General features: G+C 70.7%; 13 protein-coding genes. 3 read left to right on the top strand and 10 right to left on the bottom strand.

Annotated features, from left to right (window positions below; translation table 11 throughout):
- Positions 1 to 312: 312 nt before the first annotated feature.
- Positions 313 to 2,238 carry an N-acetylmuramoyl-L-alanine amidase gene (locus tag OHA61_RS36500; RefSeq protein ID WP_406306648.1) on the top strand — a complete coding sequence of 642 codons (1,926 nt, stop codon included), beginning with the start codon at positions 313 to 315 and terminating at the stop codon, positions 2,236 to 2,238.
- 50 nt (positions 2,239 to 2,288) lie between these two features.
- Here the strand turns inward: OHA61_RS36500 and OHA61_RS36495 are convergent, their stop codons facing one another.
- From OHA61_RS36495 to OHA61_RS36460, 8 genes are all read right to left on the bottom strand, one after another.
- Positions 2,289 to 2,789 (bottom strand): hypothetical protein, encoded by a 501-nt coding sequence (locus OHA61_RS36495; protein ID WP_324972856.1) that lies wholly within the window; start codon positions 2,787 to 2,789, stop codon positions 2,289 to 2,291.
- Positions 2,790 to 2,856: 67 nt separating this feature from the next.
- Positions 2,857 to 5,784: an ATP-binding protein gene (locus tag OHA61_RS36490; protein WP_406306647.1), complete on the bottom strand. Its 2,928-nt coding sequence runs from the start codon at positions 5,782 to 5,784 to the stop codon at positions 2,857 to 2,859.
- A gap of 146 nt (positions 5,785 to 5,930) precedes the next feature.
- Positions 5,931 to 6,275 (bottom strand): hypothetical protein, encoded by a 345-nt coding sequence (locus tag OHA61_RS36485; RefSeq protein WP_324972861.1) that lies wholly within the window; start codon positions 6,273 to 6,275, stop codon positions 5,931 to 5,933.
- A 210-nt stretch (positions 6,276 to 6,485) separates the two neighbouring features.
- On the bottom strand, positions 6,486 to 6,728 hold the full coding sequence (locus OHA61_RS36480; protein ID WP_324972864.1) for a DUF397 domain-containing protein: 243 nt from the start codon (positions 6,726 to 6,728) through the stop codon (positions 6,486 to 6,488).
- A 115-nt stretch (positions 6,729 to 6,843) separates the two neighbouring features.
- On the bottom strand, positions 6,844 to 8,010 hold the full coding sequence (locus tag OHA61_RS36475) for a thiolase domain-containing protein (protein WP_406306646.1): 1,167 nt from the start codon (positions 8,008 to 8,010) through the stop codon (positions 6,844 to 6,846).
- Positions 8,003 to 9,064, bottom strand: a complete 1,062-nt coding sequence (locus tag OHA61_RS36470) for a thiolase domain-containing protein (protein ID WP_406306645.1) — start codon at positions 9,062 to 9,064, stop codon at positions 8,003 to 8,005. The genes OHA61_RS36475 and OHA61_RS36470 overlap by 8 nt, the downstream gene beginning before the upstream one ends.
- Positions 9,064 to 10,017, bottom strand: coding sequence for a Zn-ribbon domain-containing OB-fold protein (locus OHA61_RS36465; protein ID WP_406306644.1), 954 nt, complete (start codon positions 10,015 to 10,017; stop codon positions 9,064 to 9,066). Before OHA61_RS36465 ends, OHA61_RS36470 begins: the two co-directional genes overlap by 1 nt.
- 242 nt (positions 10,018 to 10,259) lie before the next feature.
- Positions 10,260 to 11,069: a crotonase/enoyl-CoA hydratase family protein gene (locus OHA61_RS36460; RefSeq protein ID WP_361906205.1), complete on the bottom strand. Its 810-nt coding sequence runs from the start codon at positions 11,067 to 11,069 to the stop codon at positions 10,260 to 10,262.
- Between the two features lie 166 nt (positions 11,070 to 11,235).
- On the opposite strand from OHA61_RS36460, the gene OHA61_RS36455 reads away from it, so the two are divergent.
- The gene (locus OHA61_RS36455; protein ID WP_406306643.1) at positions 11,236 to 12,858 is read left to right on the top strand and encodes an acyl-CoA synthetase; all 1,623 of its coding nucleotides are present in this window, start codon (positions 11,236 to 11,238) and stop codon (positions 12,856 to 12,858) included.
- 30 nt (positions 12,859 to 12,888) lie between these two features.
- Here OHA61_RS36455 and OHA61_RS36450 read toward each other — a convergent pair whose 3' ends face one another.
- Positions 12,889 to 13,422 (bottom strand): VOC family protein, encoded by a 534-nt coding sequence (locus OHA61_RS36450; protein WP_361906201.1) that lies wholly within the window; start codon positions 13,420 to 13,422, stop codon positions 12,889 to 12,891.
- Between the two features lie 222 nt (positions 13,423 to 13,644).
- Between OHA61_RS36450 and paaK the strand changes: the two genes are divergently transcribed.
- Complete coding sequence (gene paaK / locus OHA61_RS36445; protein WP_406306642.1) at positions 13,645 to 14,937, top strand: phenylacetate--CoA ligase PaaK; 1,293 nt, start codon at positions 13,645 to 13,647, stop codon at positions 14,935 to 14,937.
- Between the two features lie 16 nt (positions 14,938 to 14,953).
- Here paaK and OHA61_RS36440 read toward each other — a convergent pair whose 3' ends face one another.
- Positions 14,954 to 16,456 (bottom strand): acyl-CoA synthetase, encoded by a 1,503-nt coding sequence (locus tag OHA61_RS36440; protein ID WP_406306641.1) that lies wholly within the window; start codon positions 16,454 to 16,456, stop codon positions 14,954 to 14,956.
- Positions 16,457 to 16,475 lie beyond the last annotated feature (19 nt).

Below are 16,475 nucleotides of genomic sequence, written 5' to 3'. Positions count from 1 at the left end.
ACACACTGGGCGCGCAGCGCGCTGCGCTGCCCGCTCCCGACCCCGCATTGCCGGACACCCGAACATGCCTTCCGTATCCGGACATTGGTCCACGCCACTGACGCGCCGCAGGCCCGGGACCCGTCCCGCCGAAACTCGGCAACACCTGTGTGACGTGCGAAATCCTTACCGCGAGCCAAGATTGACGGATCGTCCGGGAGTCGATACGCCTGTAGACGAACCCGACCCGGCAGACTCGTCGCGCACCATCCGTCCCTGGAGGCCGCCTTGCAAGGATCCGCCCCCGTACGAGTGAGAAGCGTCCGCCGGCGCATGCTGAGGGCGGGGGGCGCGGTGGCGTCCGCCGCCCTGCTGCTGCCCCTGGTCTCGGCCGGTCCCTCGGCCACCGCCGATCAGCGCGCCGGCGACGCCCTGCAGAGCGACTTCGCCGCGGCCGCCGCGAAATACCGGGTGCCGCGGAGCGTGCTGCTCGGCGTCTCGTATCTGCAGTCCCGCTGGGACACCCACGGCGGCGCCGCGAGCGTCACGGGCGGCTACGGGCCGATGCACCTGACGGATGCCAGGACCGCGCTTGCCGAGGCGCCGCACCACTCGCACGGCGGCGAGGACGCGCGCGGCGACGACGCCCGACCGGCGCCGATCACCGCCGGGGCGGAGCTTGCGCAGGTTTCCGAACTCCCGGCCCGGCTGAGAACACTGGACCGCGCGGCAGAACTGTCGGGGTACTCCGCCGAGCGGCTTCGGGACAATCCTGCCGCCAACGTGAGCGGTGGCGCGGCCCTGCTCGCGGACGCGCAGAAGAAGCTGGGCCGCCCGCTGAGCGAGGACCCCGCGGACTGGTACGGCGCGGTGGCACGCTTCTCCGGCGCCGACGACATCGCGACGGCGACGACGTACGCCAACGACGTTTTCGACGTGATCCGGACCGGCGAGTCGCGGATCACGGACAGCGGTCAGCGGGTCGCGCTCGCGGCCGACCCGGCCGTGGTCACCGATCCGGCGCAGGCGGCACGCCTCGGGCTGCGGACGGCGGACGCGCGCAAGACGCAGTGCCCGCCGACGGTGGCCTGCGAGTGGATTCCCGCGCCGTACGAGGAGTTCGGCGAGAACGACTACGGCAATCACGATCTGGCGGACCGGCCCGCGTCCCAGTCGGTGAAGTACATCGTCATCCACGACACCGAAGGCTCCTGGGACACCACGCTCAAGCTGGTCCAGGACCCGGCCTATGTCTCCTGGCAGTACACGCTGCGCTCCTCGGACGGCCACATCGCCCAGCACGTGCCCCTCAAGGACGTGGCTTGGCACGCAGGCAACTGGTACGTCAACGCCAAGTCGGTGGGTCTGGAGCACGAGGGCTTCCTGGTCTCGCCGGACGCCTGGTACACGGAGGCGATGTACCGCTCGTCGGCCCGGCTGGTGAGGTACCTGGCGAAGAGGTACGGCATCCCGCTGGACCGCCAGCACATTCTGGGGCACGACAATGTGCCGGGCACGACGGCCGCGACGATCCGCGGGATGCACACCGATCCGGGCCCGTACTGGGACTGGTCGCACTACTTCCGGCTGCTGGGCCGCCCGTTCACGCCGACCGCGGGCCCGGGCAGTGATGTGGTGACGATCCGCCCGGACTACGCGCGCAACCAGCCGGTGTACACGGGCTGTGCGAAGCCCGCCGATACCTGCGTGCCGCACGGCTCGGGGGCGGTACGGCTGCACACCACACCCTCGGAGGACGCCCCGCTGGTCAAGGACATCGGTCTGCGCCCCGGCGGCGAGGACTCCACCACCGGCGTCAACGACACGGGCGCCCGGGCCTCGACGGGCCAGCAGTACGCGGTCGCCGGTCGCGAGGGCGACTGGACGGCGATCTGGTACCTGGGTCAGCAGGCGTGGTTCCACAATCCGCGCAGGCGCCCGACGGCGGTGGGCGCCCGGGGCATGCTGCTGACACCGAAGCCGGGCGCGCCGCAGATCCCGGTGTACGGACGTGCCTACCCGGAGGCGGCGGCGTACCCGGCCGGTGTCCCCGTGCAGGCGATCTCGGCGCTGCCGTACAAGCTCCTCGCCGGTCAGAAGTATGTGGTGGGCGACAGGACACCCGGTGAGTATCTGTACGCGACGACGTTCGACACCGCCGGACACACGGTGGTACGCGGCCAGGAGCCGTACTACGAGATCCAGTTCGGGCACCGGGTCGCCTTCGTGAAGGCCGCCGACGTGACCCTGGTGCGGTAGTACGCGAGCCGCGGTGCGCCGCCGTTCGTGGGATCCGGTGGCGCAGGCGGTCAGCCCTGCTGGAAGAGCTCCGCGGGCAGCGGCTTGAGCAGTGCGTACAGATCGTCGGTGATCGGCCGGTCCCAGCTGGCGATCGTGACGAGGACATTGTCGCTGCGGTCGAACTGCACGCAGGAGATACGGCTTTCGGAGAGCTTGACGCGGCGCACGATCAGCAGGTTGTCGCCCTGCATCACCGGCGTGTCCTCAACACCCACGACGTCGACGGGCTCGTCGTTCTCCAGCGCCAGCAGCAGCTGGGCCACCTCGAAGGGGATCTGTCCCTCTTCGATCTCACGGGCCGGCGAGCCTTCCGGCAGATTGCCGATGATCATCGCGGGGCCGCGGCCGCCGAACAGGTCGTACCGCAGGAAGACGCCCTGGCAGGTTCCGTCGGGGGCGGGCAGCAGACCGGCGCCGAGATTGCCGGGCCAGTCGCCCGGATCCATGGCCAGGACGTCGAAGTCCGGGCCCGCGGGGGTGGCGGCGCTGCGGCGGCGGAGGAAGGACATACCGCCATGGTACGTGTCCGGGCGGGCCCGGCCGAGCCGGGGCCCGAAGCCTCTGGGACGCCGCCGGTCACCGTCCACGGCCGCCGTCCAGCCCCTCGGCCGGGCCCTTGCCGATGGCGTCCGCCAGGCCCGCCTCGTCGGTGCCCGCCTTGCGGTAGACGGCCGAGAGCAGCCTGGTCACCGTCTGCTCGTCGACATGGAGGGCAGCGGCGACGGATGGCCTGTCGCAGCCCTGGGAGGTGAGGACGGCGGCGGTCCGCTCGCGGGTGGTCAGCGCGTCGGTTTCGATGGCACGCAATCTGCGCGGGCGCAAGCCGGCCGCCGCCAGCTCGTGGCGGGCGGTGTCGGCGAGCCCGTCGGCGCCGCACTGTCCGGCGGCCTCCAGGCCGCGGTAGAGATACTCGGCTGCGTCCTTCGAGCGGCCTGTGCGGCGCAGCTGGGCGCCGAGGTCGACGAGGGCCCGGGCAAGTTCGTACGCGGCCGGTGAGCGCTCCAGATGGGTGACCGCCTCGTGGAGGAAGACGGTCCTTTCGGTGCCGCCGCAGACTTCGGCGGCCACGCGCAGAGCCTGGCCGACGGCGGATGCGGTGGCGAAGCGGCGGGCGCGTCCCACCGCCTCCAAGGCGGTCGCGCGGGCCCGCTCCGGCGCGTCGTGCATCTCGGCAAGGGCGAGATGGAGCTGCCAGGGGCACCAGGCGGGGTTGCGCATTCCGCGCGGGTCGAGTCGCCTGCCCGCCGCGGCGAGTTCGACGGCCGCTTCTTTGGTACGGCCGCGGGCCAGCAGGAGCTCGCCGTACACGGTCTGGGAATCGGGGAAGGTCACCGCCGCGGGGAAGGGTTCGCCGAAGTCGTGGTCCTCGGCGACCTGTACCGCCTCCTCCGCACGCCCTCTGGCCAGCAGGACCTCGATGAGGGTGCCCAGCGCGTACCACTCGACGGGGGTACGCGGCCCGACCCGTTCGGCGAGCCGCAGCCCGGCGCGTACGAAGTCCTCCGCCTCCGCGAGACGCCCGCGCCGGAAGCGGATGTACGCGAGCAGGGTGTACGCGAAGGAGAGATGGGCGCCGCGCCAGCCCTGGCGCTCGAACTCCGCGGTCCCGGCAGCGAAGAGCTCCTCGGCGCGGCCCGGCCGGTCGCCGTACATGAAGGTGAGCGCGACCAGCACGGGGACTTCGAAGCCGCGGTCCTCGACGGCCCAGCTGAGGCCGCCCTGCAGGGCCCGTTCGGCGTGGGCCAGCGCGACGCCCGCCGGTTCGGCGCGCAGCATGGCGTCCCAGGCCCGCAGCCCGATGATGTACCGCTCGGTGAGGTCGCGTCCGGTGAGCCGGTCGGCGAGCCGGGTCAGGCGGCGGGAGCGGGCGGGCGAGTCGGGCTCGTCGGCGCGGAAGGCGTCCCACATGAACTTCTCGGACTGCATCCGCAGCCGGGTGCGCGGATCGCTGGTGAGGTGGGCCTCGCGGGCGAGGGTGTCGGAGGCTTCGCCGAGGCGGTCGGAGTGCGCCAGTACCTGGGAGAGCCGGTAGACGATGCCCTGGCGCAGCGCCGGGTCGGCGACGGGCTCTTCGAGGGCCGCGCGCAGGTGGTTGACGGTGGTGGCGGGCTCGGTGAGCAGCGATGCGCAGCCCAGTTCGTACAGGACGGCGGCCCGGTCGTCATAGGCCGGGGGTTCGCGCAGGGCGCGGGCGAGATGACGGCGGGCGGCGTCGGGCGCTCCGGCGCGCAGCGTCTCGCGCGCGGCCTGGCGCAGATGGTGGACCACCCACGGGTCGCCCTCGGGGTGGGTCTCCATGAGATGGCGGGCTGCGGCCGTGGAGCCGAGTCCGGCATCGACGACGGACCAGGCGGCCTGGCCGTGCAGGGCGACGCGTACGGCGTCGGGGATGGCCCGGTAGACGGCGGTGGCGATCAGAGGGTGAACGAATTCGAGAGTGCCGTCGGCGCCGGCGGGACCGGTGAGGATACGGGCGTCGCGCAGCCTGTCGACGGCGTCGGCGGCCTCTTCCCTGCCGAGGCCCGCGACGTCGGCGGCGAGGTCGGGCCGGATCTCGGTGCCGAGTACGGCGCCGGCCCAGGCGAGGCGCACGCTGGAGGTGCCGAGACGGTCGAGGCGGGCGATCAGTCCGCTGCCCTTGACGGCGGTGGCAAGGTCGCGCAGGAGGTGGGCGCCCGACTCGTTGGGTTCGAGTCCGCGGTCGCTGATCTTGGCAGTGAGTTCGACGGCCTCGAAGGGGTTGCCCGCGGTGACGGCCCAGCATTCGCGGCAGAAGGCGTCGTCGGCGTGTGCGCCCAGCTGTTCGCGCACCAGTCGGCCCACGGCGGGCACCGTGAGCGGTTCGAGGTCGATGGGGCGCTGTCCGGCCCGGCCGGGAAGACCGCGGAACTGCCGTGCGTGGTCGGGCAGTTCCTCGGGTCGGTAGGCGACGACGAGCAGCATGGGCAGCTGTTCGGCCCGGGGCGCGAAGGCGGCGAGCCAGCTCAGCGACTCCGGGTCCGCCCAGTGGGCGTCGTCGAGTACGAGGACGACGGGGGCACGCTGAACGGCGAGATGGGTGAGGACCCAGTCGAGGCCGTCCCGCAGGCCCTGGGGGTCGGGCGGGGCGCCCGTCTCGGCGGTGCACAGGCCGAGTGCGGGTCCCACGATCGCGTACCAACTCCCCAGCTGGAGCCGCAGGGCGGCGTCCGACGAACCGGCGAGCTGGGGCTGGAGCAGCTGGCGTGCGACATGGAAGGCGACCTGCTGCTCCTGGTCGCCGCCGCGCGCGGCAAGGACGGTGCAGCCCTTCGCCGCGGCACGGCGGCGCACCTCGGTGAGCAGGGTCGTCTTGCCCAGGCCGGCGTGGCCCGCGAAGGCGAGCAGAGCACCGCCGGGGCGCTCGGGAGGGTCCAGGTCGTCCGTGCTGAGGCCCGTCAGCTCGCCCAACGCCTCGTCCACGGCAGCCAGTTCGGCTTCACGCTCGTAGAGTCGACGCCTGGTTCTGCCGGCGCGTCGCGTCATGGTGCACCCCCACGGCCCGGGGCGTACGCCCGGCGCGATGAAGGGGCTGCCGGACGGACGTCCTCAAGGCACCTCAGGGTACGCCCGCGAGGCCACATGGGGAGCGGCCTTGACAAATGCGTTTATGCGAATCCCCGGTGGGCAAGTCAGGCCGACGTCTGGGTGGGGCCCATCCCGGGTACGGCCGCACCGTTGATCTTCTCTATCGCCTGCCGGGCGTGCTCACCAGGGGTGCGACCGGTCAGCGACGACACGGAGGAGGGCGCGGCGACCTGGCTCCGCTCCGCGGGCCTCGCGTGACCCGCCGACCGCGTACGCAGCCGATGGCTGGCGGCCTCGTCCAGGCTCACCGGACGCTGCATCTGGGCGGCCAGCCGGCTCGCCTCCTGCCCGAGTGCCGCGAGATCTTCCCACTGCAGGCGGACGACCAGACGGAGTTCGGCCTCCCCGTCCGGGAGGGCCTGGAGGGGAGGAATGACGGAGTCGTTCATGGGCTGTCCTCACGGTCTCGGAACGGAATCCTCGCGGGAACTCTGCGCACCCCGGATTCCGGGGTGCGCAGAGTGATACGGGAAACGCCCGCCGCGTGTTCAGTCCAGGATCAACTGCATCCAGGCGAAGTCCACATGGGCGCGGCATGTCGGGGCAGCGGCGCTGATCCTCGGCCGCGGCCGTGAGTCGGACCTGGATTGAGGTCGAACCTAGGTGAGGTCGAACTCCCCGTCGCGGGCGTTCAGGACGAAGGCGCGCCACTCGGCAGGAGTGAAGATGAGCGACGGACTCTGTGGCCGGCCGCCGTTGCGCATCGCGATGAATCCCTCGACGAAGGCGATCTGGACGTCTCCCGTTCCCTGACTGCTGGACTGCCAGTCGGCATTGCTGAGATCCAGTTCCGGCTTGTCCCAGCCCGAAAACCTCTGCGTGGTGGTCGTGCTCTCGGCCACGTCCGTGCTCCTCCCGGGTCGTCTCCGCGCCTCAGACTAGCGAGCGTCCCCGGCCCGGGACAGGCCACGGAAGCAGACCGCGGCCTTCCCCGGTGATGCGCCCGGCGCCGGGAGGTCAGGTAGTGGGCGGTTCGGCGCCGACCAGCCACATGGAGAAGAACTGTGCCCCGCCACCGTAGGCGTGCCCCAGTGCTCTGCGAGCCCCCTCCACCTGGTGCTCGCCCGCCCGGCCGCGCACCTGGAGGGCCGCCTCGGCGAAGCGGATCATGCCGGAGGCCCCGATGGGGTTGGTGGACAGCACCCCGCCGGACGGGTTGACGGGCAGATCGCCGTCGAGTTCGGTGACCCCGGACTCAGTGAGCTTCCAGCCTTCGCCCTCGTCGGCGAAGCCCAGGTTCTCCAGCCACATCGGTTCGTACCAGGAGAACGGGACGTACATCTCCACCGCATCTATCTCGCGGCGCGGATCGGCGATGCCCGCCTGCCGGTAGACATCGGCGGCGCAGTCCTTGCCCGCCTGGGGTGACACGAAGTCCTTTCCCGCGAACATGGTGGGCTCGCTGCGCATCGCACCGCCGTGCATCCACGCGGGCGGCCGCGGTGAACGGGCGGCGCCCGCACGGTCGGTGAGGATCATCGCGCACGCACCGTCGGACGACGGGCAGGTCTCCGAGTAGCGGATCGGGTCCCACAGCATCGGGGACGCCTGGACCTTCTCCAGGGTGATGCCGTGCTCGTGGAGATGGGCGTACGGATTCTTCAGGGCGTTGCGCCGGTCCTTGTAGGCGACGAGGGAGCCGACCGTGTCAGGGGCGCCGGTGCGGCGCATGTACGCCCGGACATGCGGGGCGAAGAAGCCGCCCGCGCCCGCCAGCAGCGGCTGCTGGAACGGGATCGGAAGGGACAGGCCCCACATGGCGTTGGATTCTGACTGCTTCTCGAAGGCGAGGGTCAGGACGGTGCCGTGCACGCGCGATGCCACCAGGTTCGAGGCGACCAGCGCGGTGGAGCCGCCGACCGAGCCCGCGGTGTGGACGCGCAGCATCGGCTTGCCGACCGCGCCGAGCGCGTCGGCCAGATAGAGCTCCGGCATCATCAGGCCCTCGAAGAAGTCGGGGGCCTTGCCGATGACGACGGCGTCGATGTCCGCCCAGGTCAGCTCGGCGTCGTCCATGGCTCGCCCCGCCGCCTCCCGGACGAGGCCCGCGAGGGAGACGTCCCGGCGGGCGGCGACATGTTTGGTCTGGCCGATGCCGACGACGGCCACGGGCTCCTTAGGCATCGGAGGCATCTCCTTCGAGTACGGCGACGAGGTTCTGCTGGAGGCAGGGGCCCGATGTGGCGTGGGCGAGCGCCCGGTCGGACTCGCCGCGGTGGATACGCGCGGCGGCCTCGCCGAGCCGGATGAGGCCCGTGGCCATGACCGGGTTGGCGGCGAGGGCTCCGCCGGACGGGTTGACCCTCACCCTGTTGTCGAGCTTGAGGGCCCGGCGCAGGACGATTTCCTGCGAGCTGAAGGGCGCGTGCAGTTCGGCGGTGTCGACGGGCCGCTCGAAGGCACCGGCTCGTTCGGCGGCGAGCCGGGTGGAGGGCGAGTCGGTGAGATCGCGGACGCCGAGGCTGTGGGCCTCGATGCGGTGGTCGATGCCGCGGATCCAGGCGGGGCGTTCGCACAGCTCGCGGGCCCGTCCGCCGGCGGCGAGGATCACGGCGGCCACGCCGTCGCCGACCGGCGGGCAGTCCCCGGTCCGCAGCGGCTGGACGACGTACTGTCCCGACGGGATCGAACCCTTCAGCTGGGCGTGCGGGTTGTCCGTGGCGGCGGCGCGGCTGCGGGCGGCGATTCCCGCCAGGGCGGGTTCGTCGGCGAGTTCCGCGTCGATCAGGGCCTGCGCCTGGAGCGCGGCGAGCGCCACCGAGTCGGGCCAGAGCGGGGCGAGGTAGTACGGGTCGAGCTGCCGGGTCAGCACATCGCGGACCTCACCGGGCGACGATTTGCCGTACGCGTAGACGAGCGCGGTGTCGGCCTCGCCGGTCTGCAGCTTCACCCAGGCCTCGTAGAGCGCCCAGGCGCCGTCCATCTCCACATGGGACTCGGAGATCGGCGGCCATGCGCCGACGCCGTCGAGGGTCATGGTGAAGGAGAAGGCCCGGCCGGCGAGATAGTCGCTGGAGCCCGAGCAGGTGAAGCCGATGTCGCTGGTCTGCAGACCTGTGCTGCGCAGCACCTCGTGCAGGACCGGCATCACCATCTCGACCTCGGAGAGCTCGTCGCTGCGCCGCAGATGGTCGCTCTGCGCGAAGGCGACGATGGCCACGTCCCTGGCGTATCGCATCACAGGAGCTCCTTGTAGGCGTCGTAGTCGGCGTCGGGCTCACCGGTGGGCCGGTAGTGGTCGGGGTGGCGACTGCCGTCCGTCCACACGGGTTCGACGCGCAGGCCCATGCGCACCTGGTCGTAGGGAATTCCACCGATGCGGCCGTGGAGTGCGAGGTCGGCTCCGTCGAGGGCGATGTGCGCGTAGACGTACGGCACTTCGATGTCGAGGTTCTTCGCCTTGATGTTGACGATGCAGTACGTGGTGACCGTGCCGCGGGGGCCGACCTCGACCTGTTCGTCGGTGGCCACCCCGCAGGTGGGGCAGGCGCCACGGGGCGGGACGTACACCTTGCGGCACTGGGGGCAGCGCTCGCCGACGGTCCTTCGTCCGGCGAGTGCGTTGATGTACGCGCTCTGGGCCCGGCCGGGAGAGTAGGTGTAATCCAGCCGGGCGGGGGCGACGATGCCGGTCACCGCCTCGGCGAACTCACCGCTGTGTGCGGTCGGTTGGGTGGTTGGTTCGCTTTCGTACGGCTCGAAGCAGGCGATGTCGGTGATCGCTCCGGTGCGCTCCCCGGCCCAGCGGATACGGACACGCATGCCGGTGCGTACGGCCTCGGGGCCGGGGGCGTCGAGGACGTGGAGGAGCGAGGTGTCGGCTCCGTCGAGCCTGACGAGCACCCAGGCGAAGGGTTCGGCAAGCGGCTGGTCGCGGCGCGGTGCGGGATTCCAGGCCCAGGTGGTGACGGTGCCGGTGTCGGCGACCTCGACGAGGTCGCGTATCTCCTCGGCGGTGACGGGGTCGTACTCGACGGGCGGCACGAGCACGGTGCCGTCGGCGGCCTTCACCCCGAGGACGGTGCGCTCGCGGAGCCCGGTGAGGAAGGCGGACTGGACGGGGCCGAGGGAACGGGTGAAGGGGAACTCGACGATGAGGGGGGCGGTGAGTAGGTGCGGGGCGGGGGACATGGGGCTCCTTCATTGAGGTCGACGAGGGGGCGGGCGGTTGCGCCTGCGGCGGGCCTTGTCCCCTACCCGCCCCTTCCCGAACTGGGGGCAAGCCCCCAGACCCCCGTACGCGCTTCGCGCGTGTCCTCAAACGCCGGACGGGCTGAATGTGCGGCAGGGCCGCACATTCAGCCCCGCCGGCGTTTGAGGCGCGGGGTCTGGGGCGGAGCCCCAGTTCGGGAAGGGGCGGGGCTGGGGAACACTCACCCCCGCCGATACACCGGCGTCCTCTTCTCCGCGAACGCCCGCGCCCCCTCCTTCGCGTCCGCCGTGTCGAACACCGGCCACCCCCGCGCCAGTTCCGCCGCCAGCCCCTCCGTCTCGGTCATCTCCGCCGTCTCGTAGACCGACGCCTTCACCGCCTCCACCGCGAGCGGCCCGCATGCGTTGATCTGTTCGGCGATGGCGAGCGCCTTCTCCAGCGCCGTCGTGTCGGGGACGACGTGGCCGACGAGCCCGATGTCCTTTGCCTCGGCCGCGCTGTAGGGGCGGCCGGTGAGCAGCATTTCCAGCGCGTGCGTGCGCGGGATCTGGCGCTGGAGCCGTACGGTCGAGCCGCCGATCGGGAAGAGGCCGCGCTTGACCTCGAAGAGGCCGAAGGTGGCGCTCTCGCCCGCGACCCGGATGTCCGTGCCCTGGAGGATCTCGGTCCCTCCGGCCACGCAGTACCCCTCCACGGCGGCGATCACGGGTTTGCGCGGGCGGTGGTGGCGCAGCATCGCCTTCCAGTGCAGGTCGGGGTCGGCCTTGAGCCGGTCCCGGTACTGCTCTCCTTCCATGCCTTTGCCCGCAAGGGCCTTCAAATCCATTCCGGCGCAGAAGGAGCCTGAGGCTCCGGTCAGTACGACGGAGCGGATCTCCTCGTCCTCGTCCGCCTCCAGCCAGCCGTCGTACAGGCCGACCAGCATCGGCAGCGAGAGCGCGTTCTTGGCCTCGGGCCTGTTCAGGGTGAGCACCAGCGTGGCGCCTTGGCGCTCCACGGTGAGGTGTTCGGTACCACCACGTCGTTCCATGTGCGGACCTCCGTCTCAAGACCTAGAACAGGTTGCAGGAGGCCGGGGTCCAGTTCAATAGTTTTCTGACAGTCAGTCAGATTTCTTCTGCGGCAGCTCTTCCCAGTTGTGCCCGCCGGCGCTCTAATGACCGCCGGGCCGAAGTTCGCCGGGGTCAGGAGGAACGGTGGAGTACAACCTTGCCGACCTGTTCGAGTCGGTCGTCGACGCGGTCCCCGACCGCGAGGCGCTTGTGTACATCGACCATCCCGGCACGGGCGCGGAGCGCCGGCTCAGCTACGCGGAACTGGACGCGGCGGCCAACCGTGTCGCGCACCACCTCATCGACGCCGGCCTCAGGCCCGGCGAACATCTCGGCCTGCACCTCTACAACGGCATTGAATACCTCCAGTCCGTACTCGGCTGCCTCAAGGCCCGGCTCGTACCGGTCAATGTCAACTACCGGTACGTCGAGGAGGAGTTGGTCTATCTCTACCGGGACGCCGATCTTGCGGCGCTCGTCTTCGACGCGGAGTTCACGCAGCGGGTCGCGGCCGCGCTGCCGCAGACGGACAAGCTCCGGCATCTGATGCGGGTGGGCACACCCCCGGACGGTGCGCCGCAGCTGGACGCCGTCCCCTTCACCGAGGCCGAGGCTGCCGCCTCGCCGGAGCGCGGCTTCGCGCCGCGCTCCGCCGACGACCTGTTCATCATCTACACCGGCGGCACGACGGGAATGCCCAAGGGCGTGATGTGGCGGCAGGAGGACCTGTTCTTCTCGGGCCTGGGCGGCGGCGCGCCGACCGGGGAGCCGGTCTCCTCGCCCGAGGAGCTCGCCGGGCGGGTGGCGGCGGGCGGCGAGGGCATCACCTTCTTCCCGACTCCCCCGCTGATGCACGGCACGTCGACACTGACCGCGTTCATCGGGTTCAACTTCGGCCAGCGGATCGTCATCCACCGCAAATTCGTGCCGGTGGAGGTGCTGCGTACGATGGCCAAGGAGAAGGTCACCAGTGTGTCGCTGGTCGGCGACGCGATGCTGCGGCCGCTGATCGACGCGCTGAACGGCTCGATGAAGGGCACCGACCTCTCCTCGGTGTTCAGCGTCTCGTCGTCCGGCGCGATCATGTCCGAGACGGTGCGCGCCGAGTTCACCGCGCTCGCGCCGAAGGTGATGCTGCTGAACAACTTCGGCTCCTCCGAGTCCGGCTTCAACGGCACCGCCACCGAGGACTCCGGCCCCGAGAAGGGCTTCAGGCTGCGGGTCAACGCCCGCACGGCGGTGGTCGACCCGGTGACGTACGAGCCGGTGAAACCGGGCGAGCCGGGCCGCATCGCCCAGCGCGGGCACGTCCCGCTGGGCTACTACAACGACCCGGAGAAGACCGCCGAGACCTTCTTCCAGCGGGGCGAGGAGCGATGGGTCCTGCTCGGCGACATGGCCACGGTCGACGAGGAAGGCATCGTCACCGTCCTCGGCAGGGGCTCGCAGTGCATCAACACCGGTGGCGAGAAGGTCTATCCGGAAGAGGTCGAGCAGGCGCTCAAGTCCCATCCGGATGTGTACGACGCGCTGGTCGCGGGTGTGCCGGACAGCAGGTGGGGCAACCATGTCGCGGCCGTGGTGCAGCTGCGCAGCGGCGCGCTCACACCGACGCTGGACGACATCCAGTCGCACTGCCGCACCCGGCTGGCCGGCTACAAGATCCCGCGGCAGCTGGTGATCGCGCCGGAGATCCAGCGCTCACCGAGCGGCAAGGCGGACTACCGCTGGGCCCGCACGGTCGCGGCGGAGGCGGTCGACCGCTGAGCGCATCCCGGGCACGCGGAACGACAGGCCCTAGTCCGCGGCCGCCGTCGCGAGGATGCGCTCGCCGTTGAAGACGCCGAGCCGCTCCCGGTAGAGCTCCAGCGGCACGCCGTTGGGATCGCGGATGTAGAGGCTGTCCTCGACCCCTCGGTCGGGCCCCAGATACTCGGTCTCCGACTCGTCCAGCGCCTTGCGTGCCGCATCGAACTCCGCCGCGCCCACCGACAGGGCCAGATGCTGCACGCCGCCGATCGTCTCCATGATCGGCGGGTGCTCATGGCCCGGGAAGTCGAAGAAGCCGAGCAGATTGCCGTGGCCGATGTCGAAGAAGAAGTGGGTGGAGCCGCGGTAGTCGCGGTTCTCCACGATCTCGACCAGCGGGAAGCCCAGAAACTCCTGGTAGAAGCGGATGGTCTCTTCTACGTCGCGGCAGATGAAGGCCACATGATGGATGCCGCGGGCCGTGGTCGGGGGCCGTTCCTCTATGGGGCGCAGATAGAGCTGCCGCAGCTCTTCCTGTCGGGCAAGGACAGCATCGAGCTCGGCACCCTCGGGCTGGGGCATCACGGACTCCTTCTCGGAGGTTGTTTGCTGGTTTCAACTTCTTACCAGCATCTTCCCCCGTTACGCGCCACTCAGCGCGCCGGAGGGGCACCGGGGACCGGTCGTCGCGGACCCGATTGCGCGGATCACCCCCTTGCCAGGAGACCGGGAGAGGTGGATTACTGATCCAGGAGCAGCACGACCGAATGATCGGTCGTCCGGTTCGGGACGGGAGAAATCCGTATGACGGAGGCGGACCTGCTGGACTCGGCGGAGCGGCTGAGTCGCGAGGAGCTCGAGGCGCTGCAGCTGGAGCGGCTGCGGGCCACCTTGCGCCATGCGTACGACAACGTCGGCTTCTACCGGCAGTCCTTCGACAAGGCGGGCCTGCGCCCCGAGGACTGCCGTACGCTCACCGATCTCGGCCGCTTCCCCTTCACCGCCAAGGCCGATCTGCGGGACAACTACCCCTTCGGGATGTTCGCGGTGGACCAGTCCCAGGTGCGCCGCGTCCACGCCTCCAGCGGGACGACGGGCCGTCCGACCGTCGTCGGCTACACCGAGCGCGATCTGGACACCTGGGCGGACGTAGTGGCCCGCTCGATCCGCGCGGCCGGCGGCCGCCCGGGCCACAAGGTCCATGTGGCGTACGGATACGGGCTCTTCACGGGCGGTCTCGGCGCGCACTACGGCGCGGAGCGGCTGGGCTGCACGGTGATTCCGGCCTCCGGAGGAATGACCGCCCGCCAGGTGCAGCTCATCACGGACTTCCGCCCCGAGATCATCATGGTGACGCCGTCGTACATGCTCACGATCCTGGACGAGTTCGAGCGGCAGGGCATCGATCCTCGTACGACATCGCTCAAGGTCGGCATCTTCGGCGCGGAGCCGTGGACCGAGGAGATGCGGCGCGAGATCGAGGAGCGGTTCGCGATCGACGCCGTCGACATATACGGACTGTCCGAGGTCATCGGCCCCGGCGTGGCGCAGGAGTGCGTGGAGACCAAGGACGGGCTGCACGTCTGGGAGGACCACTTCTATCCGGAGGTGGTCGATCCGCTCACCGGTGAGGTGCTGCCGGACGGGGAGCACGGTGAGCTGGTCTTCACCTCGCTCACCAAGGAAGCCATGCCCGTGATCCGCTACCGGACCCGGGACCTGACCCGGCTGCTGCCCGGCACGGCCCGGGTCTTCCGGCGGATGGAGAAGGTGACCGGGCGCAGCGACGACATGGTGATCCTGCGCGGGGTGAATCTCTTCCCGACCCAGATCGAAGAGATCGTGCTGCGTACGCCGCATGTCGCGCCGCACTTCCAGCTGCGGCTGACCCGCGAGGGCCGCCTCGACGCGCTCACGGTGCGTGCGGAGGCGCGCGCCGGGGCCACGCCCGAGCAGCGGGAGGCCGCCGGGCGTGCCATCGCTGCGGCCGTCAAGGACGGGGTCGGGGTGTCGATCGCGGTCGAGGTGGTGGACCCCGAGACCCTGGAGCGGTCGGTGGGCAAGATCAAGCGGATCGTGGACCTCAGGCAGAAGTGAGTCCGGCGGCAGTCGGTCAGGTGGAAGCGAAGCGGTCCCGCAGCTCACGCTTGAGGATCTTCCCGCTGGCGTTGCGCGGCAGCTCGTCCACGAACAGGACCCTCTTGGGGGCCTTGAAGTGGGCGAGCTTCTCGCGTGCGTGGTCGATGAGTTCGTCCTCGGTGACCTCGCCGCGCGCCACCACGACGGCGGTGACGGCCTCGATCCACCGCTCGTCGGGCAGGCCGATGACGGCGGTCTCGGCGACGGCGGGGTGGGTGTAGAGGGCGTCCTCGACCTGGCGTGAAGCCACGAGCACTCCCCCGGAGTTGATGACGTCCTTCACCCGGTCGACGACGGTGAAGTACCCCTGGGCATCCCGCACCGCCAGGTCGCCGGAGCGGAACCAGCCGTCGCGGAACGCCTCTTCGCTCTCCTCGGGCTTGTCCCAGTACCCCTCGCAGAGCTGCGGAGAACGGTAGACAACCTCACCCGCCGTGCCGTCGGCGACCTCCTTGCCATCCTCGTCGACGACCTTCGCCTCGACGAACAGGACCGGACGGCCGCAGGAGTCCATCCGGCCCTCGTGTTCGTCCGGGCGCAGCACGGTGGCAAGCGGGCCGATCTCGCTCTGTCCGAAGCAGTTGTAGAAGCCCAGCTCCGGCAGGCGCTCGCGGAGCTTTTCGAGGACGGGCACCGGCATGATCGAAGCACCGTAGTAGGCCTTGCGCAGTCCGCCGAGGTCGCGCGCCTGGAAGTCCGGGTGGTTGGAGAGGCCGATCCACACGGTGGGCGGCGCGAAGAGACTGTCGGCGCGGCCCGCTTCGACGAGGTCGAAGATCTTCTCCGCGTCCGGGCCGTCCAGGATGGTGTTCTCGGCGCCGACCGCGAGATACGGCAGCAGGAACACATGCATCTGGGCGGAGTGATAGAGCGGCAGCGAGTGCAGCGGCCGGTCGCTCTCGCTCAGATCGAGGGCGGTGATGGCGCTGACGTACTCGTGGACGAGCGCCCGGTGGGTCATCATCGCGCCCTTGGGCTGGGCGGTGGTGCCCGAGGTGTAGAGCAGCTGGACCAGGTCCTCGGTCCCCGGCTGCCGCTCCGGGGTGAAGCTTCGGGGTGTACGCAGCTCGGCCAGCAGCGAGTCGTCCGCGTCGCGCAGGGGCCTGACGGGCAGTCCGCCCGGCAGCCGGGGCGCGAGATCCGGGTCGGCGAGCACGAGGGCGCTGCCCGACTGCTCGACGATGTAGGCGAGATCGTCACCGGTGAGGTTCTGGTTGACCGGGACATGGACGAGTCCCGCGCGTGCGCAGCCGAGGAAGCCGATGAGATACGCGTCGGAGTTGTGGCCGTAGGAGGCGACCCGGTCCCCCGTGCGCAGGCCGTGGCCGGTGAGGACGGCCGCCGCCGTGGTGACGGCGGCGTCGAGTTCCGCGTAGCTCCAGGTCCGGTCCGCGTAGCGCAAGGCGGTGCGGTCGGGGGTGCGCTTGGCGGTGCTCCGTACGACGGAGTCGACTGTGTTGCTGCGTACAGCTGTCATGGCGCGATCCTCGGCGGCG

Origin of the sequence: Streptomyces sp. NBC_00885 (assembly GCF_045207475.1) — a bacterium.
GTDB lineage: Bacteria > Actinomycetota > Actinomycetes > Streptomycetales > Streptomycetaceae > Streptomyces.
Note: the sequence above shows the minus strand (reverse complement) of the source record. Positions and strands in the feature narration are given on the sequence as shown.